At 68.0% G+C, this 17,001-nt stretch carries 15 protein-coding genes; 4 read left to right on the plus strand and 11 right to left on the minus strand.

Features of this window, described 5'->3' with window-relative positions; genetic code table 11:
* Positions 1 to 5: 5 nt before the first annotated feature.
* From GD627_RS02360 to GD627_RS02380, 5 genes are all read right to left on the minus strand, one after another.
* Positions 6 to 986: a cyclase family protein gene (locus GD627_RS02360; protein WP_152271725.1), complete on the minus strand. Its 981-nt coding sequence runs from the start codon at positions 984 to 986 to the stop codon at positions 6 to 8.
* A gap of 26 nt (positions 987 to 1,012) precedes the next feature.
* Positions 1,013 to 2,005: a fumarylacetoacetate hydrolase family protein gene (locus GD627_RS02365; protein ID WP_246165268.1), complete on the minus strand. Its 993-nt coding sequence runs from the start codon at positions 2,003 to 2,005 to the stop codon at positions 1,013 to 1,015.
* Positions 1,983 to 3,002 (minus strand): VOC family protein, encoded by a 1,020-nt coding sequence (locus tag GD627_RS02370; RefSeq protein WP_152271199.1) that lies wholly within the window; start codon positions 3,000 to 3,002, stop codon positions 1,983 to 1,985. The genes GD627_RS02365 and GD627_RS02370 overlap by 23 nt, the downstream gene beginning before the upstream one ends.
* A gap of 170 nt (positions 3,003 to 3,172) precedes the next feature.
* Positions 3,173 to 3,985 carry a mycofactocin-coupled SDR family oxidoreductase gene (locus GD627_RS02375; protein ID WP_146360352.1) on the minus strand — a complete coding sequence of 271 codons (813 nt, stop codon included), beginning with the start codon at positions 3,983 to 3,985 and terminating at the stop codon, positions 3,173 to 3,175.
* 106 nt (positions 3,986 to 4,091) lie between these two features.
* Entirely contained in the window at positions 4,092 to 5,363 is a 1,272-nt protein-coding gene (locus GD627_RS02380; protein ID WP_152271200.1) for a glycosyltransferase 87 family protein, read from the minus strand.
* A gap of 154 nt (positions 5,364 to 5,517) precedes the next feature.
* On the opposite strand from GD627_RS02380, the gene GD627_RS02385 reads away from it, so the two are divergent.
* On the plus strand, positions 5,518 to 6,402 hold the full coding sequence (locus tag GD627_RS02385; protein WP_152271201.1) for a dihydrodipicolinate synthase family protein: 885 nt from the start codon (positions 5,518 to 5,520) through the stop codon (positions 6,400 to 6,402).
* A gap of 58 nt (positions 6,403 to 6,460) precedes the next feature.
* On the opposite strand, the gene GD627_RS02390 is transcribed toward GD627_RS02385, so the two are convergent.
* From GD627_RS02390 to GD627_RS02400, 3 genes are all read right to left on the minus strand, one after another.
* Positions 6,461 to 7,456, minus strand: a complete 996-nt coding sequence (locus GD627_RS02390; RefSeq protein ID WP_152271202.1) for a hypothetical protein — start codon at positions 7,454 to 7,456, stop codon at positions 6,461 to 6,463.
* 111 nt (positions 7,457 to 7,567) lie between these two features.
* A complete protein-coding gene (locus tag GD627_RS02395) occupies positions 7,568 to 8,599 on the minus strand; it encodes a hypothetical protein (RefSeq protein ID WP_152271203.1) in 1,032 nt (343 codons plus the stop codon).
* Positions 8,596 to 8,934 carry a PadR family transcriptional regulator gene (locus tag GD627_RS02400; RefSeq protein ID WP_152271204.1) on the minus strand — a complete coding sequence of 113 codons (339 nt, stop codon included), beginning with the start codon at positions 8,932 to 8,934 and terminating at the stop codon, positions 8,596 to 8,598. The genes GD627_RS02395 and GD627_RS02400 overlap by 4 nt, the downstream gene beginning before the upstream one ends.
* 158 nt (positions 8,935 to 9,092) lie before the next feature.
* Here GD627_RS02400 and GD627_RS02405 point away from each other — a divergent pair, with 158 nt between their 5' ends.
* The 3 genes from GD627_RS02405 to GD627_RS02415 all read left to right on the plus strand — a co-directional run bounded on the left by GD627_RS02405 (position 9,093) and on the right by GD627_RS02415 (position 11,840).
* Positions 9,093 to 9,431, plus strand: a complete 339-nt coding sequence (locus tag GD627_RS02405; RefSeq protein WP_152271205.1) for a PadR family transcriptional regulator — start codon at positions 9,093 to 9,095, stop codon at positions 9,429 to 9,431.
* Positions 9,428 to 10,411 (plus strand): hypothetical protein, encoded by a 984-nt coding sequence (locus GD627_RS02410; protein WP_152271206.1) that lies wholly within the window; start codon positions 9,428 to 9,430, stop codon positions 10,409 to 10,411. Before GD627_RS02405 ends, GD627_RS02410 begins: the two co-directional genes overlap by 4 nt.
* A gap of 328 nt (positions 10,412 to 10,739) precedes the next feature.
* Positions 10,740 to 11,840 carry a fatty acid desaturase family protein gene (locus GD627_RS02415; RefSeq protein ID WP_146360363.1) on the plus strand — a complete coding sequence of 367 codons (1,101 nt, stop codon included), beginning with the start codon at positions 10,740 to 10,742 and terminating at the stop codon, positions 11,838 to 11,840.
* A gap of 97 nt (positions 11,841 to 11,937) precedes the next feature.
* Here the strand turns inward: GD627_RS02415 and GD627_RS02420 are convergent, their stop codons facing one another.
* Genes GD627_RS02420 through GD627_RS02430 form a run of 3 tightly spaced genes read right to left on the minus strand, consistent with a single transcriptional unit; the run spans position 11,938 to position 16,889 of the window.
* Positions 11,938 to 14,781, minus strand: coding sequence for a molybdopterin-dependent oxidoreductase (locus tag GD627_RS02420; protein ID WP_152271207.1), 2,844 nt, complete (start codon positions 14,779 to 14,781; stop codon positions 11,938 to 11,940).
* On the minus strand, positions 14,778 to 15,707 hold the full coding sequence (locus GD627_RS02425) for an FAD binding domain-containing protein (protein ID WP_152271208.1): 930 nt from the start codon (positions 15,705 to 15,707) through the stop codon (positions 14,778 to 14,780). Before GD627_RS02425 ends, GD627_RS02420 begins: the two co-directional genes overlap by 4 nt.
* A gap of 9 nt (positions 15,708 to 15,716) precedes the next feature.
* Positions 15,717 to 16,889, minus strand: a complete 1,173-nt coding sequence (locus tag GD627_RS02430) for an XdhC family protein (RefSeq protein ID WP_152271209.1) — start codon at positions 16,887 to 16,889, stop codon at positions 15,717 to 15,719.
* Between the last annotated feature and the right edge of the window lie 112 nt (positions 16,890 to 17,001).

Consider the following 17,001-nt stretch of genomic DNA (forward strand, 5'->3'; position numbering starts at 1 on the left):
ATCGGCTATTTGACGGCGATGGGATTGACCGGCGAGCCGACGGCGCCGGTGATGGGCAGCGGCGCCGCCGTGAGCAGAAAGTCGTACTGCCCGTCCGCTGCGCAGGACGCGGCGAGCTGCTCCGGATCCCACATTTCGCCCAGATAGAGGCCGAGGTTGGGGATGGCGATCTGGTGCAGCGGCTGGAACGCGGTGTCGAATTCGTTGGGCCGCACCTCGAATCCCCACGTGTCGGTGGCGATGCCGGCAATCTCGCTGCGGTGCAACCAGGGCGCCGTGCTGAAGGACAATCCCGGTGCCGGTCCGCCGGCATAATCCCCCCAGCCCTGCCGCCGGGTCCGGGCGTACTGGCCGGTGCGCAGCACCACGATGTCGCCGCGCCGGATTTCCGAACCGGGCCCCTGTTTTTCGATGGTGGCCTCGAGATGCTCCGTGGTGATGGCGAATCCATCCGGCAGTTCACCGTCGTCGCTGCCCAGGCCGGGACCCAGCGCCCGGCCGACGTCGAGCAGCACACCGCGGGTGACGATCCGTGCCGCCGCCGTCTGGATGCCCGTGACCTGGTCACCCTCGCTGGTCACCACCTGCCCGGCCCGCCGCCCGTTCCACGCCTTGCCGCGGTCGAAAATGTGGCCGAGCCCGTCCCACTGCGTGGAACACTGCAGCGGCATCGCAATGAAGTCATCCGCACCGCCGATGCCGTGCGGAAACCCCTGGTTGCCGAACTCCGCCTCGGTGCCGGTGTCCGTCATGGTGTGCACCGGATTGATCCGGCGGCGCCAGCCCTTCTGCGGGCCGTCGGTATCGAACGGCTGGGACAGGGAAAACGTCCTGCCCGTGCGGACCAGCCCGGCCGCTTCCACCCGCTTCGCCTCGTCAATGAAGTTCAGGGTGCCCAGGACATCGTCCGGACCCCACCGGCCCCAGTTGTTGTGCGCGGCGGCCATGGCCGCGATGCTCCCCATCGCGTCGTCGCGGCGGATCATCGCCACGGCTTCGGCATCAATGTCGGTCACGGTGCCACCTCGTCCCTGCAGTGCACCAGCTGCGTTCCAAGTCCGGTGATGGTGCCTTCCATAACGTCGCCGTCGCGGAGCATCCGGCCCCAGTGCGCGCCGTTGCCGGCGGGGCTGCCGGTGAGGATCAGGTCCCCGGGCAGCAGCGGCATCTGCTGGGAGGCGGCGGACACCAGCCGGGCCGCGCTGAAGATCATGTCCGCCGTTGATTCGTCCTGCATGGTGTTGCCGTTGAGCCGCAGCGTCACCGTGAGGTCCTGCGGATTGTCCACGAACTTGGCCGGCAGCACCAGCGGTCCGGTCGGCAGGAATCCCGGCGCGTTCTTGGACCGGAACCAGTCACTGCCGATGGCCGGCATGTCCTTGCGAAAGACGAGATCCCGGGTGGTGATGTCATTGACCATCGTGTAGCCGAAGACGGAGTCCAGGGCCTCCTCGGGACCCACGCGGAAGGTGCGGGTGCCGACGACGACGGCGAGCTCCAGCTCCCAGTCATGGGCCCGGCTGTAGCCCGGAAGCACCAGGTCCTCCGTGGCGGAAGCCATCGCCGTTGGAAGGCCGATGAAGAAGTACGGTATGCCCTCGGCCCGCCGGTCCATGCTGGCGGCCGTGCGTGCCCGGACCTCCTCTTCCGTTTCGTCCGCGTCACGGTGGGACACGGCCAGGTCAATGACGTGCTGGCGGTAGTTGGCGCCGGCCTGCAGGATCTGCCGCGGCTGCAGCGGCGCCAGCACCGTGAGGTCCGCGTAGTCGAGCCAGCCTGCGCCGGCGGAGTCCTCCGCGAGCCGGTCCAGCTGGTCTTCGGCCTTGTCCCAGTGCTCGATGACGGACTCCAGGGTGACCCGGTGTCCGGGCAGGTCCAGAACGGTGTCCGTCAGCGGCAGGACCCGGCCGGCGGATTCCAGCCCGGCCCGGGGTTTCCCGGTGCCGGGGTCCTGGAAGGTGATCAGCGAGTAGGCCATGGTCTCAGCCCCGTCCGTGCTTGGCATAGGGGTTGAGCAGTGCCTGTTTCATTTCCTCCGACGCGCCTTCCTCCGTGGCGGTGAACCCGTCCGCGAGGGGGAAGGATTCCGTCAGCGAATGGGGCATGCTGCCGTTGCGGTAGAAGTTGTTGGAGCCCTGGGCGGGCGTCCAGGTGCGCGGCTCCCAGTCCGGAACGTAGTTGCGGTAGCCGCCCGAGTTCAGCTCCACCCGCAGCGCGCTGGGCTCCCTGAAATACAGGAAATTCTGTTCACCGACGCCGTGGATGGACGGGCCGTATTCCATCGGGGTGCCGTTTTCCATCAGCACGTCCGCCGCGCGCAGCAGGTCCTCGTGGGTATCCACCCAGAAGGCAATGTGGTTGACCCGCCCGGCCGTGCCGGAGGTGTCCATCACCACTCCCAGATCGTGCGACTTTTCATTGGTGGTGAGGACGGAGAAGACCGTGATCGGCGCCTCGTCCAGGTTGGTGAAGGCCATGGTCCGGAACCCCAGGATCCGGGTGTACCACTCGGCGAAACCGCGGACGTCACTGCTGGCCACGGTCACATGATCCAGAAAGCGCGGGGCGGCGGCGTGGCTGCTGCGGCGTTCGGGCCGGTCCGGGTAAATGGAGGCAAAGCCGGGCTCCGCGGTGTATTGCTCCACCTCGTAGAACAGTTTCATCCGGTGCCCGTAGGGACCGGTGAACTGATAGGCCTTGCCGTGGGCGTGTCCGCCCGGAACCCATTCGCCCTGCACTCCGGCGGCTTCCACATTGGCGGCCGCGGTCTCCAGGGCTTCGGGGGAGGCGGTGCGCCAGGCCATGTTTGCCAGGGCCGGTTCGTTTCCGGGCCGGACCACCAGGCTGTAGCGGTAGTAGTCACCCCAGCAGCGGAGGTAGGACGCGCCGTCAACGGTATCCACCAGCCGCATGCCGAACTTCTCCACATAGAACCGGGTGGAGGCCTCGACGTCGGGGCTGCTGACTTCCAGATGGGCCAGATGGGACAGGAGTCGTTCCACGGGCTGTCTCGCCTTCGTTAGTTGCTGAGCTGTTCAGAACCTAACTGTCACGCCGATCGTAGAGCCGGGGAAGCGCTCTTTTCCTATGTCAGGTATCCACGCGGTGGATGGCCGGCCGGGCTCCTCCACAAGGGCCCGGCCGGCCTCCTCTCCGCGCGGGTCCCTCGGCCTCATCGGGCGTTGAAGCCCGCGTCCACGGGGAGGGTCACGCCGGTGATATACCGGGCGTCGTCGCTCACCAGGAAAGCAATCGCGTTGGAGATATCGATGGCCTCGACCCACGGAACAGGCATCAGGTTCTTGACCGCATCGCCGCTGTCCGGGTTGTCGGCGAACAGCTTCTCGAGGACCGGATTCTGGACCATGGGGGTGGCGACTCCCGTCGGGTGGATCGAGTTGACGCGAATGTTCTGCGGGCTGAGCCAGTTGGCGAACGATCTCATGAGCCCCACGACTCCGTGTTTGGCGGCGGCATAGCCGGTTCCGGCTCCACCGTTGCCGCCGGTTCCCTTGAGGCCCTGGGTGGAACTCGTCAGGACGATGGAGCCCGCCTGCTTCGCGATGAGGCTCGGCACAGCAGCAATCACCGTGTTGTAGACGCCTGTGAGGTTGACGTCGATGACATCGAGGAAAGGCTGCTCGCGATCACCACTCAGTCCGAGAGGTGCAATGCCTGCGTTGGCCAGGATGATGTCGATGGGGCCGACGGTAACCTCGCCCTCCTTCACCGCTTTCTCAAGCGCGGCGAGGTCGCGGACATCAGCCTGCTGGGCGAAGATCCGGCGGTCGAGAGCTTCGACGAGGCGCACCGTCTCGGCAAGGTCCTCCGGGGTCGCCATGTCGTATTCGACCGACTCAATCTGACTGCAGATGTCGACGGCAATGATGTCGGCACCCTCCTCCGCCAGCTTGATAGCGTGGCTTCGCCCCTGGCCTCGTGCCGCACCGGTGATGAACGCTACTTTTCCGTCGAGCTTGCCCATGAGGGACTCCTTCATGCGTCGAGTCAGGAAACGCCGTTGATTCCCGACAGTGCCCGACAAGCTAACATGCGGTGCCATCCGGTGGGGAGCAGAATGTACTCGATTTTCACCGGTCCGCTTTTAGCCGGCCGGCCGGACGCACCGGTTCCGGGTCCGTGGCCCAGAACCCCAGCGCGGCCACCGGCAGCAGCACGCCCAGGCTGGTGAACAGCTCCAACGCCGCCGGACCCTGGCCGCTGACCGTGCCGGTGAGCATCATGGTGACGGTGATCGAGGAGAGCATGAATACCGGCACCAGCGCCACCAGCAGCGCGATGCCCGCGGCACGGACTCCGGCCCGGCGTCGTCGCACCGCCACCCACAGTGCCGGCAGCACCAGGGCGATCCAGACCCAGTGGTGGAACCAGGAAATCGGGGAGATCGCGAGCATCACGACGGCGTTCGCGCTGATCGCCGCCACGGTGTCGCCGCGCGCGTCCTCGCGGCGGATGGCGAAAAAGCCCAGCACGACGACGGCGGCCGAGGCCAGCAGCCAGAGCGGACGCTGCAGCGCGTCGGGGGTACCCAGATGTGCGAGGAAGGAATTCAGGGACACGTTGTACATGTCAGTGGTGTCCCCGACTCGGGTGGAATCAAAGAGGGAGTCGAGCCAGAACGTGCGGGACTGCTCCGGGGACGCCAGCCAGCCGACGGCAATGGTGGCGGCGAAAGTGAGGCCCATGGTCAGGATGGCCCGCCAGTCCTTCCGGACCAGGAAGATCAGCCCGAACGCCAGCGGGGTGAGCTTGATGCCCGCGGACAGGCCGATGAGGATGCCGCGCGGGAACCTGGACGACGCCGGGCGGAGCAGGTCCGCGACGATCAGGAGCATGAGCATCGGGTTGATCTGCCCGAAGCCCAGGCCCTCCCGCCACGGTCCCAGGATGCCGATCAGCAGGGTGGCAAGGACGGCGACGCCGGCGCTGCCGCCCAGTGAGGTGCGCAGCTTTGGCGGCAGCACCTCGTTCTCCCGCAGATAGCGGGCGACGAGGAACGCGGTCAGCACCAGGCAGAGGCACGACGTCGCGGTCAGCAGCACCAGCCCGACGGCCTCGGGCAGGACCGCGAACGGCGTCAGCAGCAGGGCCGCGAAGGGTGGATACGTGAACGGCAGGCCGCGGGTGTCGGTCTGGACCAGGATCGGATCGTAGAGGCGGTGCTCACCCAGGCCGAGGAACGCCCGGGCGCCCTCGCGGTACACAGTGAAATCCAGGCCGTGGATCTGCGCGCCGAGGACCACCAGAATCAGGGCGACGGGCAGCCCGACGGCGAGCCACAGGATCCGGGTGCGGGTGCTGGACGCCGGGTTCGCGGGGGAGTCCGCCGTTGATAAGGCCATGCCTGCCAGTTTAGACGGCGGCGTTCCGGCAGCTTGTCGGAGCGCTCCTCATTCTTCGCCGGGGACCGGCCGGACATCGGCGTGCCACCTCCGCGGCGGTGCGCCCACGTGGTGTGCTGGACCGGTCAGTTACCCGACGCTGAAGCGAGGTCCCGTGTTCACCGGCCTGTCCGCCTTTCCCCTGACCCCGGTCATCAATGACACCGTAGATCTGGACCTGTTCACTGCGTTGGTCCGCCGGGCGGCGGAGGTGGGAGCGGATTCCATCGGCGCCCTGGGTTCCACCGGCAGCTACGCCTACCTGTCCCGGGAAGAACGACGCCGCGTGGCGGAGGCCGCGGTCCAGGCAGCCGGAGAGGTGCCGGTGATCGTTGGCATTGGAGCCCTGCGCACCTCTGACGTGCTGCGCGGAGCGGAGGATGCACAGCACGCCGGCGCCGCCGGGCTGCTGCTCGCGCCGGTGTCCTACCAGCCGCTGACCGAGGAAGAAGTGGCCGGCCTGTTTGAAGCGGTGTCCGCGGCCAGTTCGGTGCCCATCTGCATCTATGACAATCCGACCACCACCCGGTTCACCTTCACTGATGAGCTGTATGCCCGGATAGGCGCCCTGCCGCACGTCGAGGCCGTGAAGATTCCGCCGCGTCCCGTTGCAGAGGCAGCCGAACGAATCCGGCAGGTCCGGATAGTGCTGCCCGCGGACGTTGCGCTGGGGGTAAGCGGCGACGAGTTCTCCGGCCCGGCCCTGAGTGCCGGAGCAGACGTCTGGTTCAGCGTTGTGGGCGGCATCCTGCCGGACCGGGCGCTCGCGCTTACCCGGGCCGCGCAGGCCGGGGATGCCGATACCGTCCGGCAGCTGTCGGAGCAGCTGGAACCTCTCTGGAACCTGTTTCGGGAGTTCGGCAGCCTGCGGGTGACCTCCGCGATTGCGTCACAGCTGGGTCTGGTGCCGCAGGACAACCTGCCGGCACCGCTGCGGCCGCTTGGGGAAGCAGCGCAGGTTCGGGTCGGCCGGATGCTCAGCGACCTGGAACCTGCCTAGCGGGCACCACAGCCGACGCCGGTGCCCGCCGCTCGGGCAGGCACCGGCATCCGGGGGGTTAGCGCCCCGTGAGCTCCCGGGCGGTGGCAGCGATCTCTGTCATGCGCGGGTTGAGCTTCTCCAGTTCGGCTGCGTGCTCGGCAATGGCTGCCTTCTTGGCCTCCCGGATTGACGCCGCGAACTCGTCCCGCGCTCCGGTTTCCAGGGAGCAGTTGTAGTACTTCACGGCGAGTGCGGCTTCGGCGGGAGTCGGAACGTAGGCAACCTCGGTGTCGGCGGGGATGATTTCCACGCCGCTGGACTTCTTCGGCCCGCTGCGCTCCGGGTATTCCACCGGCGTGCCCAGGTCAACGCCGGGCGTGATGCCGAAGAGCTGCCCCGGTGCCGGGGTCACCGGTTCCCCGGCGTCGACCAGGCACTGGATCACCTTTTCCTGCAACGGTGCCAGGGCGTCCATGGTCGGGTCGAAGATGCCCGACAGCTTGCTGGCCAGCCGGTTGTATTCGATCAGGGTGTCCTCGGCGCCTTCGCCCAGTGCGGCCCAGGCCTTGGTGTTGCACGCGGTGGCGACGGCGTCGAAGGAGGCATCGTGGACGTAGATCTTGGCGGGGGCGGGCGGCATCGGCTCGGACCGCAGGCCGCGTTCGGTGGCGTCCTGCACGCTGTCGAAGAAGACATCGGCGACGGTCAGCTGGTCCAGGATCTCGCTGCGGTGCTCGGTGCCGGGTTCCGTGGGGATGAACCCGTTGTACTCGGGGTAGCCGTTGTCCGCATAGCACTGGAAGCGCAGGACGTCCTGGGCGAAGAACGCCTGGTCCAGCTCCTCGGCCAGGTACGCCTCGAACGGATCGGCGGAGGAATCGGCCACCGGGGTCAGGGCCGCGCCGGCGCTGCAGCCGGCGAGCACGGGGGCGCCGAGGGCAACCACGGCGAGCCCCGCCAGGTAACGACGACGGCGGCGGGCCTGCGTGCCGGTGTCGTCGGCGGTTGCCGAGGGAGCGGTTGCCGGGGCGGCGGTTGCCGCCGGGCGAGAGGAGAAACGGTTCCGGTTCATGGGGTGCCCTTTCGAGACTGAGTCCAGGTGCGGTGCCGGACCGGCTCATCGGGAGCATGTCCGTAGAACGACTGCGGTAATCAGGTGGAGCAGGCCAAACGGGAAAGCGGCTCAGACGGTGCGGAGCCCGCGTGCCCGGGCCAGCCTCCGGGTACCGGAGGCCAGGGCTGCCACAGCAAGGGCGAGGACAAGGAACGCCCATTCCCAGTGCGCGGCGGCGGTGAGGGGAAGTCTGAGCCCGGCCAGCAGCAGCTCGGCGGTGTTGCCGGACCAGAGACGGATCAGCAGGGGAACGGCTGCCACGGCCAGGCCTGCCGTCCAGGGAAGTGCGCGGGGGCCGCTGACCAGGACCATTCCCACGGTCAGCATCAGTGCCGCCGCCGCCGTCGTCAGGGTCCGGGCATCAACGGCGATCCCGCTTGATACGTCATAGAAGAACAGGGCTGCTCCTCCGGTCAGCCGGCTCACGGCCAGCGCCAGGCCGGCCAGGGAAGCCCCCGCTGTAACGGCAGCAAGGAGCATCCGGCGGGAAGCCGTTGGAGCGGGATTCCCCACCAGTGCCAGCAGTGCCAGCGCACTCAGCGCCAGCATGGGAACCAGTGACGGAGCCAGCAGGCCGGCCACCTGCCCGGAGAGGGGAATCAGCGGAGCAGCGACCGCTGCGCTGAGGTACAGGGTGCGGCGGAGGGAGTGCCGTCCGGCCAGCGTTGCCGCGAACCCGGCGAGCAGTGCCAGATAGACCGCAGCGGCCGCCGTCGTAAACGGCCCCATGGCCATGAGTTCCTCGCTGAACCCTTCGCCGGTGGGCCGCCAGCGCAGCGTGCCCGGCCGGACCCACGGCCCCCATTCGCCCAGCAAAGTCAAGGTGACCGCTAGATATGTAGCCAGGACCGTGGCGGTGAACGCGAGTCCGTTCCGGCGCTTCCTGCCCACGCTGCCCAGGAGTTCCAGGCCGCGGGTTGCCAGTCCGTTGCCCACGAGGTTGAACAGTTCGGCCGGGGTGGCCGTGGTGCGCTGCTCGGAACGGGCGACGGAGAGCAGCACGCCGATCAATTCCTCGCCCTGCTCCCGGCGCCAGCGGCGCGGGTAGGCGCCCAGCGCCCGGGTGTAGGTGGCCTCCAGCTTGGAGGTTCCGCCGCTCATGCTCCGGCCTGCGCTGCACGCAGCCGCAGCTTGGACATTGCCTGCCGGGCGTTGGCTGCCAGGCGGTCCGCTTCCCGAGCGAGGGTGGCGGCACCGCCGTCGGTGATCCGGTAGTAGCGGCGGGCACGGCCGTCCACTACGTCCTCGCCGGAAATCTCCACCAGTCCGTCCTCCCGCAGCCGGTCCAGCACGCCGTAGAGGGTGCCGGGCTGCAGCTTTACCCGGCCGTCGGAGAGGTCCTTCGTCTCGGCGATCAGGGCGTAGCCGTGCTTGGGGCCGTCGGCCAGGGCCGAGAGGACCAGAAAGGTCGGTTCGCGCATCTCATGCTTGCTCATGCCGAGAACGATAGTCAGAAAAACTGAATATAGGGAAGAAAAGGATATAACGGTTGGGTCACGGTTGGGCCGGAGTTGAAACCGTACCGAGACAGGGCGCCGAAAAAGACACGGCCGGCACTGTTTCCATATTCATGTGACATACATATAGTGCTTCCATGAGCACCCGAGAGATGCGCGAACCCACCTTCCTGATCCTGACCGCGTTAGCCAGGGGCAGGCACCACGGATACTCCTTGCTGACCGAAACCAAGAAGCTTTCCGGCGGGAGGGTGTCGCTCAAACCCGGCAGCCTCTATACGACATTGGACCGCCTCCAGGAGGAAGGACTGGTACGGGACGACGGCGAGGAAGCAGTGGCCGGACGGCTCCGCCGCTACTACGCGCTGACTGACAGTGGGGCCGACGCCCTGAAAACAGAGGCCGATCGCATGGAAGCAGGCGCAGATGTCGCCCGACAGAGTCTGCGCATCCGGACCAAAGGGGCACTGGCATGAGCGAGGCAGCATTGGAGCGCGGGTACCGGCGGGCACTGCGGGCCTACCCTGCCAGCTGGCGCGCTCGGCACGGTGAGGAATTCCTTGGGGTAATGCTCGACGTCGCGGCGGGTGAAGGGAGAGGGAAACCGACGCGGTCCGAGCTGCTGCACCTGATGTTGCACGGGACTGCTGCGCGCGTGAACCGGGTTCTGCAGGGCCGCCGCCGGGACCGGATGGCGGCCATCGGGACCATCGGCGGTACGGCGCTCGCGCTGGTGATGATGGTGCTGGGTGAACTTGGCCGGTGGTTCCGTTGGAACAGCTACAACCTGGTGGATCACCCGTTCGGAGCGTTCACCACTCCCGCTGCAATCGCTTTTGTCCTGACCATCATGGCGTTCGCAGCCCTGGCCGCCGGCCGGCACACTACTGCAAGGGTCCTGCACGCGGCTGCTGTGGCCGCGAGCATCGCTCTGGCGGTCGTTCTCGGCGTCACGGATCCCGCCATCCCCGTGCATCCCCTCGTGTTCAGTTTCTTCGGAGCCGCGAATCTGCTGGCCCTGTTCGGCAATCCCGTCCGCACGTCGGTGTTGCGGAGGCTTGTCTTCATCGGCGCACCCCTGCTTGGCGTCTTTATCACCCTCACCAGCTATTTGCAGGGCGGCGGAGCGCAGCGGACCTTCTGGGGCGGCCCCTACCTCATCAGCGACCAGCGGTTGGCGTGGTGGTCCCTGGAGCTAGTGGTGCTTGCCGCGCTGCTTGCCGCTGCCGGGCCGAAAGCGCGCCCCTGGGCCTGCCTGGCCCTCATCCCCCTGGCTTCCCTCCCGCTTTCCGGTATGTTCCTCAGCCTCGGGGGTAACGCGGCTATTGGGCTCATCGGGATCCAGCCCGGGGTCTTCTATGTCTTCTGCTCCGTCATGGGCGTGGTCAGCGCATGGGTGGCCTGGAAGCGGCCCGTGTTGAGCTTCGGAAGCCGGGATGCTAGGCCTGCAGGCTAGTCAGATGCGGCCGGACATTGCGTTACTTTTCGCTCGTCCTAAATCACCGGAAAAACCGGCTAAGCTGGTTTTCGTATATGCTAAGCAGGCTTAGCATATACCGGCCACCAGCCGGAGATTCCAAACCCGCGGATTCGCGTCCCAGCCAAAGACCGGGAAGCGAATCCGGTGCTTTTCCGCAGCCCTTAATGCATCTGCTGCCGGGGCGGGAATCCGGTGTCATGTTCCTCCCCGGTACATGGCCCGGAGTCTGCGGACGCAGTGGTTTTGGTTAATATGACATGGACTTTGTTCGCCGATATGAGAGTGAATTATGGAAGACGCCCTTATGACGGGTGCCAGTGTGGATTCGAGTGCTGAAGGCAAACACCGGCCACCTGGCCCGGCCCGCCAGCGGCATCTCAGCGACTTCACGGCTTTGACCCGACAGGTCCAGGACGCCGGCTATATGCGCCGGAACTACGGCTATTACTGGGCCAAGCTGATTGGATTAACCCTGATTGGCGCGGTGCTGGCCGTGGCATTCATCCTGCTCGGGGATACCTGGTGGCAGATGGTGACCGCGGTGGTGCTGGCATTGCTGATGACGCAGATCGCGTTTCTCGGGCACGACGCAGCACATCGGCAGATCTTCGTATCGCCGAAGTGGAACGAGTGGGTCTCGTTGATCGTGGTTAATCTCTTTGCCGGTATGGGCCTTGGCTGGTGGAATGCAAAACACAGCAAGCATCATGCCGCCCCGAACAAGATCGGTACGGATCCGGACATCGCTCCCGGTGTCCTGGCCTTCACCCCTGAGGCAGCCGAAGCGCGCAAGAACCGTTTCACGCGCTGGCTTGCCACCAAACAGGGTTACTTTTTCTTCCCGCTGCTCCTGCTCGAGGGCGTCAACCTGCATGTGCAGGGAATCAAGCGGGTCCTGGGAAAGGGCCGGATCAAGCGGCGGTGGGTGGAACTCAGCTTCATCACCGTGCGCCTGGCCAGTTATGTGGTGCTGGTCTTCCTGGTGCTTTCACCGGGCAAGGGCGCAGCGTTCATCGGCGTCCAGCTCGCCGTTTTCGGGCTGTACATGGGCATTGCCTTCGCCCCGAATCACATCGGCATGCCCATCGCACCCCGGGAGGCGGGCATCGATTTCCTGCGCCGCCAGGTGTTGATGAGCCGAAACATCACCGGCGGCCGGTGGGTGGATACCTTTATGGGCGGACTGAACTTCCAGGTTGAGCACCACCTGTTCCCCTCCATGTCGCGCCCGAATCTGCGAAAAGTTGCCCCGCTGGTCCGCCAGCACTGCGATCAGCTGGGTGTGAAGTACACCGAAACTGCATTCGGCCAATCCCTGCGGGACGTTACCGCCTATATCAACAAGGTGGGCCGCGGCGGGGTCGATACGTGGGCCTGCCCGCTGGCGAGCACTCACCGCGTGTAAGTTCGGAAAACCTGCTTCCTTCGTTCGCGAAGATCGTACAAACCGGATCACCCCTCAGGGGGTGGTCCGGTTTCGTTTCCGGCAGCGGCCGCAGCGGCTACACCGCAGGAGCGGGCGCGTCCGTTTCCACGGGAACGCGTGCACCCCGCAGCCCCAGATACACCCGGTCCCGCGCGAACGGCGTCCGGACGAACCGGATTCCGGTGGCATCCCGCAGCGCATTGGCCAGCGCCGGAGCCACCGGATTGAACGGACTCTCGCTCATGGATTTGGCCCCCATCGGCCCCAGCGAGTCATCGGTGTCCGCAAAGAAGATCTCCGTGCGCGGCACGTCCGCGAACGTGGGGACGTGGTAGTCGCGCAGGATCCGGGTTTCCACCGAACCCTCGGCGTCGATCCGCACCTCCTCGAACAGCGCCGCTCCAAGCGCCTGGGCGATGCCGCCCTCAATCTGCCCGCGGCACTGCTGCGGATTGACGACGACGCCGGCATCCGCGGCGTGCACGCTCTGCAGGATGCGGAGCTCCCCGGTCCCGGCATGCACCGCTATCCGGAAACCCTGCACGTTGAAGGCCACCGACCGCGGGGTGCCGCCCCACCGGCCCTCCGCGGACAGGTCGATGCCTTCACCGCGGGCCCGGGCGGCGACGTCGGCCAGCGGCATCCGCTCGCCGCCGCACTCCACCGCGTCCGCCAGCAGTTGCACCTGCGCCGAGGTGTTGGAAAACAGGGACGCGGCGAAGCCCTTGAGCAGGAGGGCCAGTTCCTCCGCCGCAGCCAGCGACGCCTTGCCCGCCACCACGGTGCCGGTGGAGCCGTACGCCCCGGTGTCGTGGTCCACCAGATCGGTGTCCGACTGCCGGATCACCACCCGGTCCGCGGTGGTGCGCAGCGCCGTCGAGGCCAGCTGCGCGTGCACGGTGGTGGTGCCGTTGCCGAACTCGGCCGTGCCGACGTCGAGCCCGTACCGGCCGTCCTCGCGCAGGAAAATCCTTGCGTGGCTGATGTGCCCGCGCGGCGGCACGGTGTCGATCATGGCGACGGCGGTGCCCTCCCCGATCAGCCAGCCGCCGTCGTCGTCCGCGCCGGCCGGCTCGGGCGAAACCGCGAGCTCCGCCCCGGACGTCTCCGGCCGCTGCCGGCCCGCGGCCAGGGCGCCGGACACCAGGTCCAGGCACTGGTCCAGGCCGTAGCTGCCGTAATGCACGTCCTCGGCCGGAACGGGGGCGGTGGAGACCATGTCCTCACCCGGCAGCACCACGTTCCGGCGCCGGAACTCCAGCGGATCCATGCCTACGCCGCGGGCCAGCTCATCCATGGCGGACTCGATCGCGTAGATCATCTGGCTTAGCCCGTAGCCGCGGAACGCGCCGGCGGGCAGCGTGTTGGTGTAGACCGAGCGGGCGTCCACCAACTTGTTGGCGCACCGGTAGACGGCCACGGATTCCCCGCAGCCGTGGAACATCACGCCCGGGGCGTGGTTGCCGTACGCCCCCGTGTTGGCAGTGACCTCCAGGGCCAGCGCGGTCAGGGTGCCGTCCGCCGCGGCACCGGCGCGGACCTTCACGGCGAAGGGATGCCGGGTGGTGGTGGCGGTGAACTGTTCCTCGCGGGTCAGTTCCAGCTGCACCGGCCGGTTCAGCTTCAGCGCGGCCAGCGCGACGAGGTCCTCGGTGAGCATCTCCTGCTTGCCGCCGAACCCGCCGCCCACCCGGCCGGTGAGCACCCGCACTGAGGCGGGTTGCAGCCCGAACACCCGGCACAGTGCCCGCCGAATCAGGAACGGCACCTGGCTGGAGGTGCGCACCACCAGCCGGCCCTTCTCATCGAACCAGGCCACGGACCCATGCGTCTCCAGCGCCACATGCTGCAGCCGCTGGCTGTAATAGGTGTTTTCGTGCACGACGGCGGCTTCCGCGAGCCCCGCGTCGACGTCGCCGAGCTCGGAATGCAGTTCCGCCACGATGTTGCCGGCAGCGCCGGGGTGGACCTCGGGCGCACCGGGGGCCAGTGCGGCGTCGGGATCCAGCACCGCGGGAAGGAGTTCGTACTCAACCTTCAGGGCGCGGACGCCTTCCGCGGCGGCCCCCACAGTATCGGCGACGACGGCGGCTACCCGCTGGCCGCGGAACCGGACCACGCGATCCAGGACGCGGGTGTCATCGGGATCGTCGGTGTGCAGTTCGTGCTGGGCGGTGGAGAACAGCTGGTCCGGGGAGTCCTCGTGGGTCAGCACCGCTTCCACACCGGGTACCGCCAGGGCGGCGCTCGCATCAACGGAGAGGATTCGGGCGTGCGCGTGCGGGGAGCGGAGGATATTCAGGTGCAGCAGCCCGGGGAGCTCGTCTGCCGGGATGTCCAAGGTGTAGCGGGCACGGCCGGTGACAATGTCCGGTCCGGCCGGGGCCGGGACGCTGGTGCCCACGGTGCCGGGTCTCGGGCCGACGGCAGCGTCGGCGCCTCCGGCACCCGCGGCGGCTCTTTCCACGCCTCCTCCCGCGCTTCCTCCAACCAGCCGATGCCCGCAGACCGCATCCTCGATGGCCCGGTACCCGGTGCAGCGGCACAGATTGCCCTTGAGGTTCCGCGGCAGATCCTCCTTCTGCTCCTCGTCGAAGGTCGCGGCGGTCATCACCATGCCCGCCGTGCAGAACCCGCACTGGAAACCCTGCGCGTCCAGGAACTGCTGCTGCATCGGATGCAGCGCATCGCCGTCGGACAGTCCCTCGATGGTGGTGATCTCCCGGCCCTCCGCGCGCACCGCCGGATAGAGGCAGCTGTGCACCGGCTTCCCGTCCACGTGCACCGTGCAGGCCCCGCAGTCCCCGGCGTCGCACCCTTTCTTGACGCCAAGGGTGCCCTGCTCGCGCAGGAAGGTGCGCAGGCATTGGCCGGGAAAGGGGACGGCTTCCACCTCGGTCCTGTTGATCCGGTAGGTCATCGGCAATCCTCCTTCGGCGAGGGCTCGGGCTCGGGCGCGGGCTCGGGCCCCGGGGCAGGGTGCGGGGCAGGCGAAGGGGCCGCGGCTGCAGCTCCGGCAACAAAGCCAGGCGCCGCCAGCTCGGTCCGGATTTCCTCGGCAAGCCGGAAGGTCATGTCCTGCCGCCATTCGGGCAGTCCGTGAACGTCGTCGTGCCAGAGCCCGGGGTCCAGGTCCAGCCCGGCCCGCAGCTTGGCGGCGTCGGGCACCGCGGGAAAGCGCAGCTGGACCGGGGCTTTTGTGGCCGCCGTGACGGTGAGGACAAAGCCTCCGTCCGCATCCCGGCGGCCGATCAGCAGCACTCCGGAGCGGCCCAGACTGGTCAACGAGAGCCGGCGGAACGCCGCGCGGGAACGCAGTGCGGCGGCGGGAAGGGTAATGCTGCGCAGCAGTTCGCCCGGCGCCAGGGCGGTGCGGCCGTCACCGATCACCAGCTCGGCCACCGGCACCCGGCGCGAGGTGCCGCCGGGGGAGTGGACCTGGGCGACGCCGTCCAAAGCCGCGGTCAGCGACGTCATGGGTCCGGCGGGCAGGGCCGTGCAGATGTTGCCGCCCACGGTGGAGACATTCCAGATCTTGAAGGAGGCCACAAAGGAGTCGCAGCACGGCTGCACCAGGGACAGTGCGGGCCAGGCGGACACCAGCTCGGGCGGAGCAGCCTCCGGAAACGCGTACAGTTCGGCGATGGTGCAGGTGGCGGCGATCTCCAGGCCGACGTCGGACACCGTCAGCGGGTCCCAGCCAGCCGCCGTGACGTCCAGCAGCCGCTGCAGGGTGTCACTGCCGGAGGAGAAGAGCACCGTGCCGCCGGCCAGCCACGCATCCCCCGGGCGCCACTGCTGCGGGTCCGCGGTGCGGACCAACTCGGAAACGGTGGGCAGGTCCATGGGGGGCCTTCAGCTGGCGTGGAGACGGTTGACCGGATGGATGGGGCCTGACACTGCGCGAAGCGGCTGCCCGCTGGCTGCGGCACCGGATCGGGCGGCCACTATTTCCGCGAAAACGGACACCGCAGTCTCTTCGGGAGTGGCGGCCCCGATATCGAGACCAATGGGCGAGTGCAGCTTGGCCAGCTCGGCACCGGTCAGACCGGCCGCCCGCAGGGACGCCAGCCGCGAATCGTGGGTGCGGCGCGAGCCCATCGCCCCCACATAGGCAAAGTCCCGCCGCAGCGCTTCGGCCAGGACCGGAACATCGAACTTGGCATCATGGCTGAGCACGCACACCACGGTCCGGGCGTCCAACCGTCCGGTGTCCGCCTCCGCGCGCAGGTACGCGTCCGGCCACTGCACGTGCACCTCGTGGGCGGCGGGAAAACGGTCCGGGGTGGTGAAGGCCGGCCGGGCATCGCAGATACCCACGTGGTAGCCGAGCATTCGTCCCTGCCGGGCGAGCGCAGCGGAAAAATCGTTGGCGCCGATGAGCACGAGCCGCGGCGGGGCCAGCCTGGACTCCAGGAACAGGACGGCGCCGGCGTCGCACTCCGCACCGCCCGGCCGGATCCTCGGTCCGCCGCCGAGTTCGACGACGCCGGTGCGGCCGGCGGCCAGCAGAGGAGCGAGGCGGGCGGCGGCGCGCGCCGGGTCGGTGCCGAGCATCATGCCCAGGGCGGGGCCGTGGGCAGCGAGGAGGCGCGCTGCCGTGGCGGCCGTCCCTGCAGGATCCGCGATGAACACCGGACCGGGCTCCGCACCGTCGTCGATCCGCCGGATCAGGGCACAGGGAGCGCCGGCGGCGGGGGCGGCCGGGACAGCTCCGGGAAAGACGGGAGCAGTGAGCACATCCAGGGTGCCGCCGCAGCTGAGCCCGACGGCGAACGCATCAGTGTCGCTGTAACCGAAGGACTCGCGGCGGGGCCGGCCGTCGGCGAGGACCTCCTCGGCGACGGCGACGACGGCGGCCTCGACGCAACCGCCGGACAGGGACCCGTGGATGATCCCGGTGCCGCTGATCAGCATGCTGGTCCCGACGGGGCGGGGAACGGAGCCGGAGGCACGGACGATAGTTGCCACTGCGCAGGGTTTGCCGCCCGCCGTCACGGCGGCCAGTTCCTCCAACAGTTCCAACACTGCGGCATGCCCTCCAGCAACGTTTGCCGACGGCTACCGCCGCCGGGTTGGTCCGGCAATCAAAGCGGTGAGTTCCCCCTGCCGCCATTACCGGGCAGGGGCCTTGAATCCG

Origin of the sequence: Arthrobacter yangruifuii (assembly GCF_009192775.1) — a bacterium.
Lineage (GTDB): Bacteria > Actinomycetota > Actinomycetes > Actinomycetales > Micrococcaceae > Arthrobacter_B > Arthrobacter_B yangruifuii.

What these genes read in the sequence shown, in the direction of transcription:
- GD627_RS02415 (WP_146360363.1), top strand. Translation starts at nt 10,740, where the DNA reads ATGACGGGTGCCAGTGTGGATTCGAGTGCTGAAGGCAAACACCGGCCA.
- GD627_RS02360 (WP_152271725.1), bottom strand. Translation starts at nt 986, where the DNA reads ATGATCCGCCGCGACGACGCGATGGGGAGCATCGCGGCCATGGCCGCC.
- GD627_RS02405 (WP_152271205.1), top strand. Translation starts at nt 9,093, where the DNA reads ATGAGCACCCGAGAGATGCGCGAACCCACCTTCCTGATCCTGACCGCG.
- GD627_RS02380 (WP_152271200.1), bottom strand. Translation starts at nt 5,363, where the DNA reads ATGGCCTTATCAACGGCGGACTCCCCCGCGAACCCGGCGTCCAGCACC.
- GD627_RS02400 (WP_152271204.1), bottom strand. Translation starts at nt 8,934, where the DNA reads ATGAGCAAGCATGAGATGCGCGAACCGACCTTTCTGGTCCTCTCGGCC.
- GD627_RS02365 (WP_246165268.1), bottom strand. Translation starts at nt 2,005, where the DNA reads ATGCCAAGCACGGACGGGGCTGAGACCATGGCCTACTCGCTGATCACC.
- GD627_RS02395 (WP_152271203.1), bottom strand. Translation starts at nt 8,599, where the DNA reads ATGAGCGGCGGAACCTCCAAGCTGGAGGCCACCTACACCCGGGCGCTG.
- GD627_RS02390 (WP_152271202.1), bottom strand. Translation starts at nt 7,456, where the DNA reads ATGAACCGGAACCGTTTCTCCTCTCGCCCGGCGGCAACCGCCGCCCCG.
- GD627_RS02420 (WP_152271207.1), bottom strand. Translation starts at nt 14,781, where the DNA reads ATGACCTACCGGATCAACAGGACCGAGGTGGAAGCCGTCCCCTTTCCC.
- GD627_RS02425 (WP_152271208.1), bottom strand. Translation starts at nt 15,707, where the DNA reads ATGGACCTGCCCACCGTTTCCGAGTTGGTCCGCACCGCGGACCCGCAG.
- GD627_RS02410 (WP_152271206.1), top strand. Translation starts at nt 9,428, where the DNA reads ATGAGCGAGGCAGCATTGGAGCGCGGGTACCGGCGGGCACTGCGGGCC.
- GD627_RS02375 (WP_146360352.1), bottom strand. Translation starts at nt 3,985, where the DNA reads ATGGGCAAGCTCGACGGAAAAGTAGCGTTCATCACCGGTGCGGCACGA.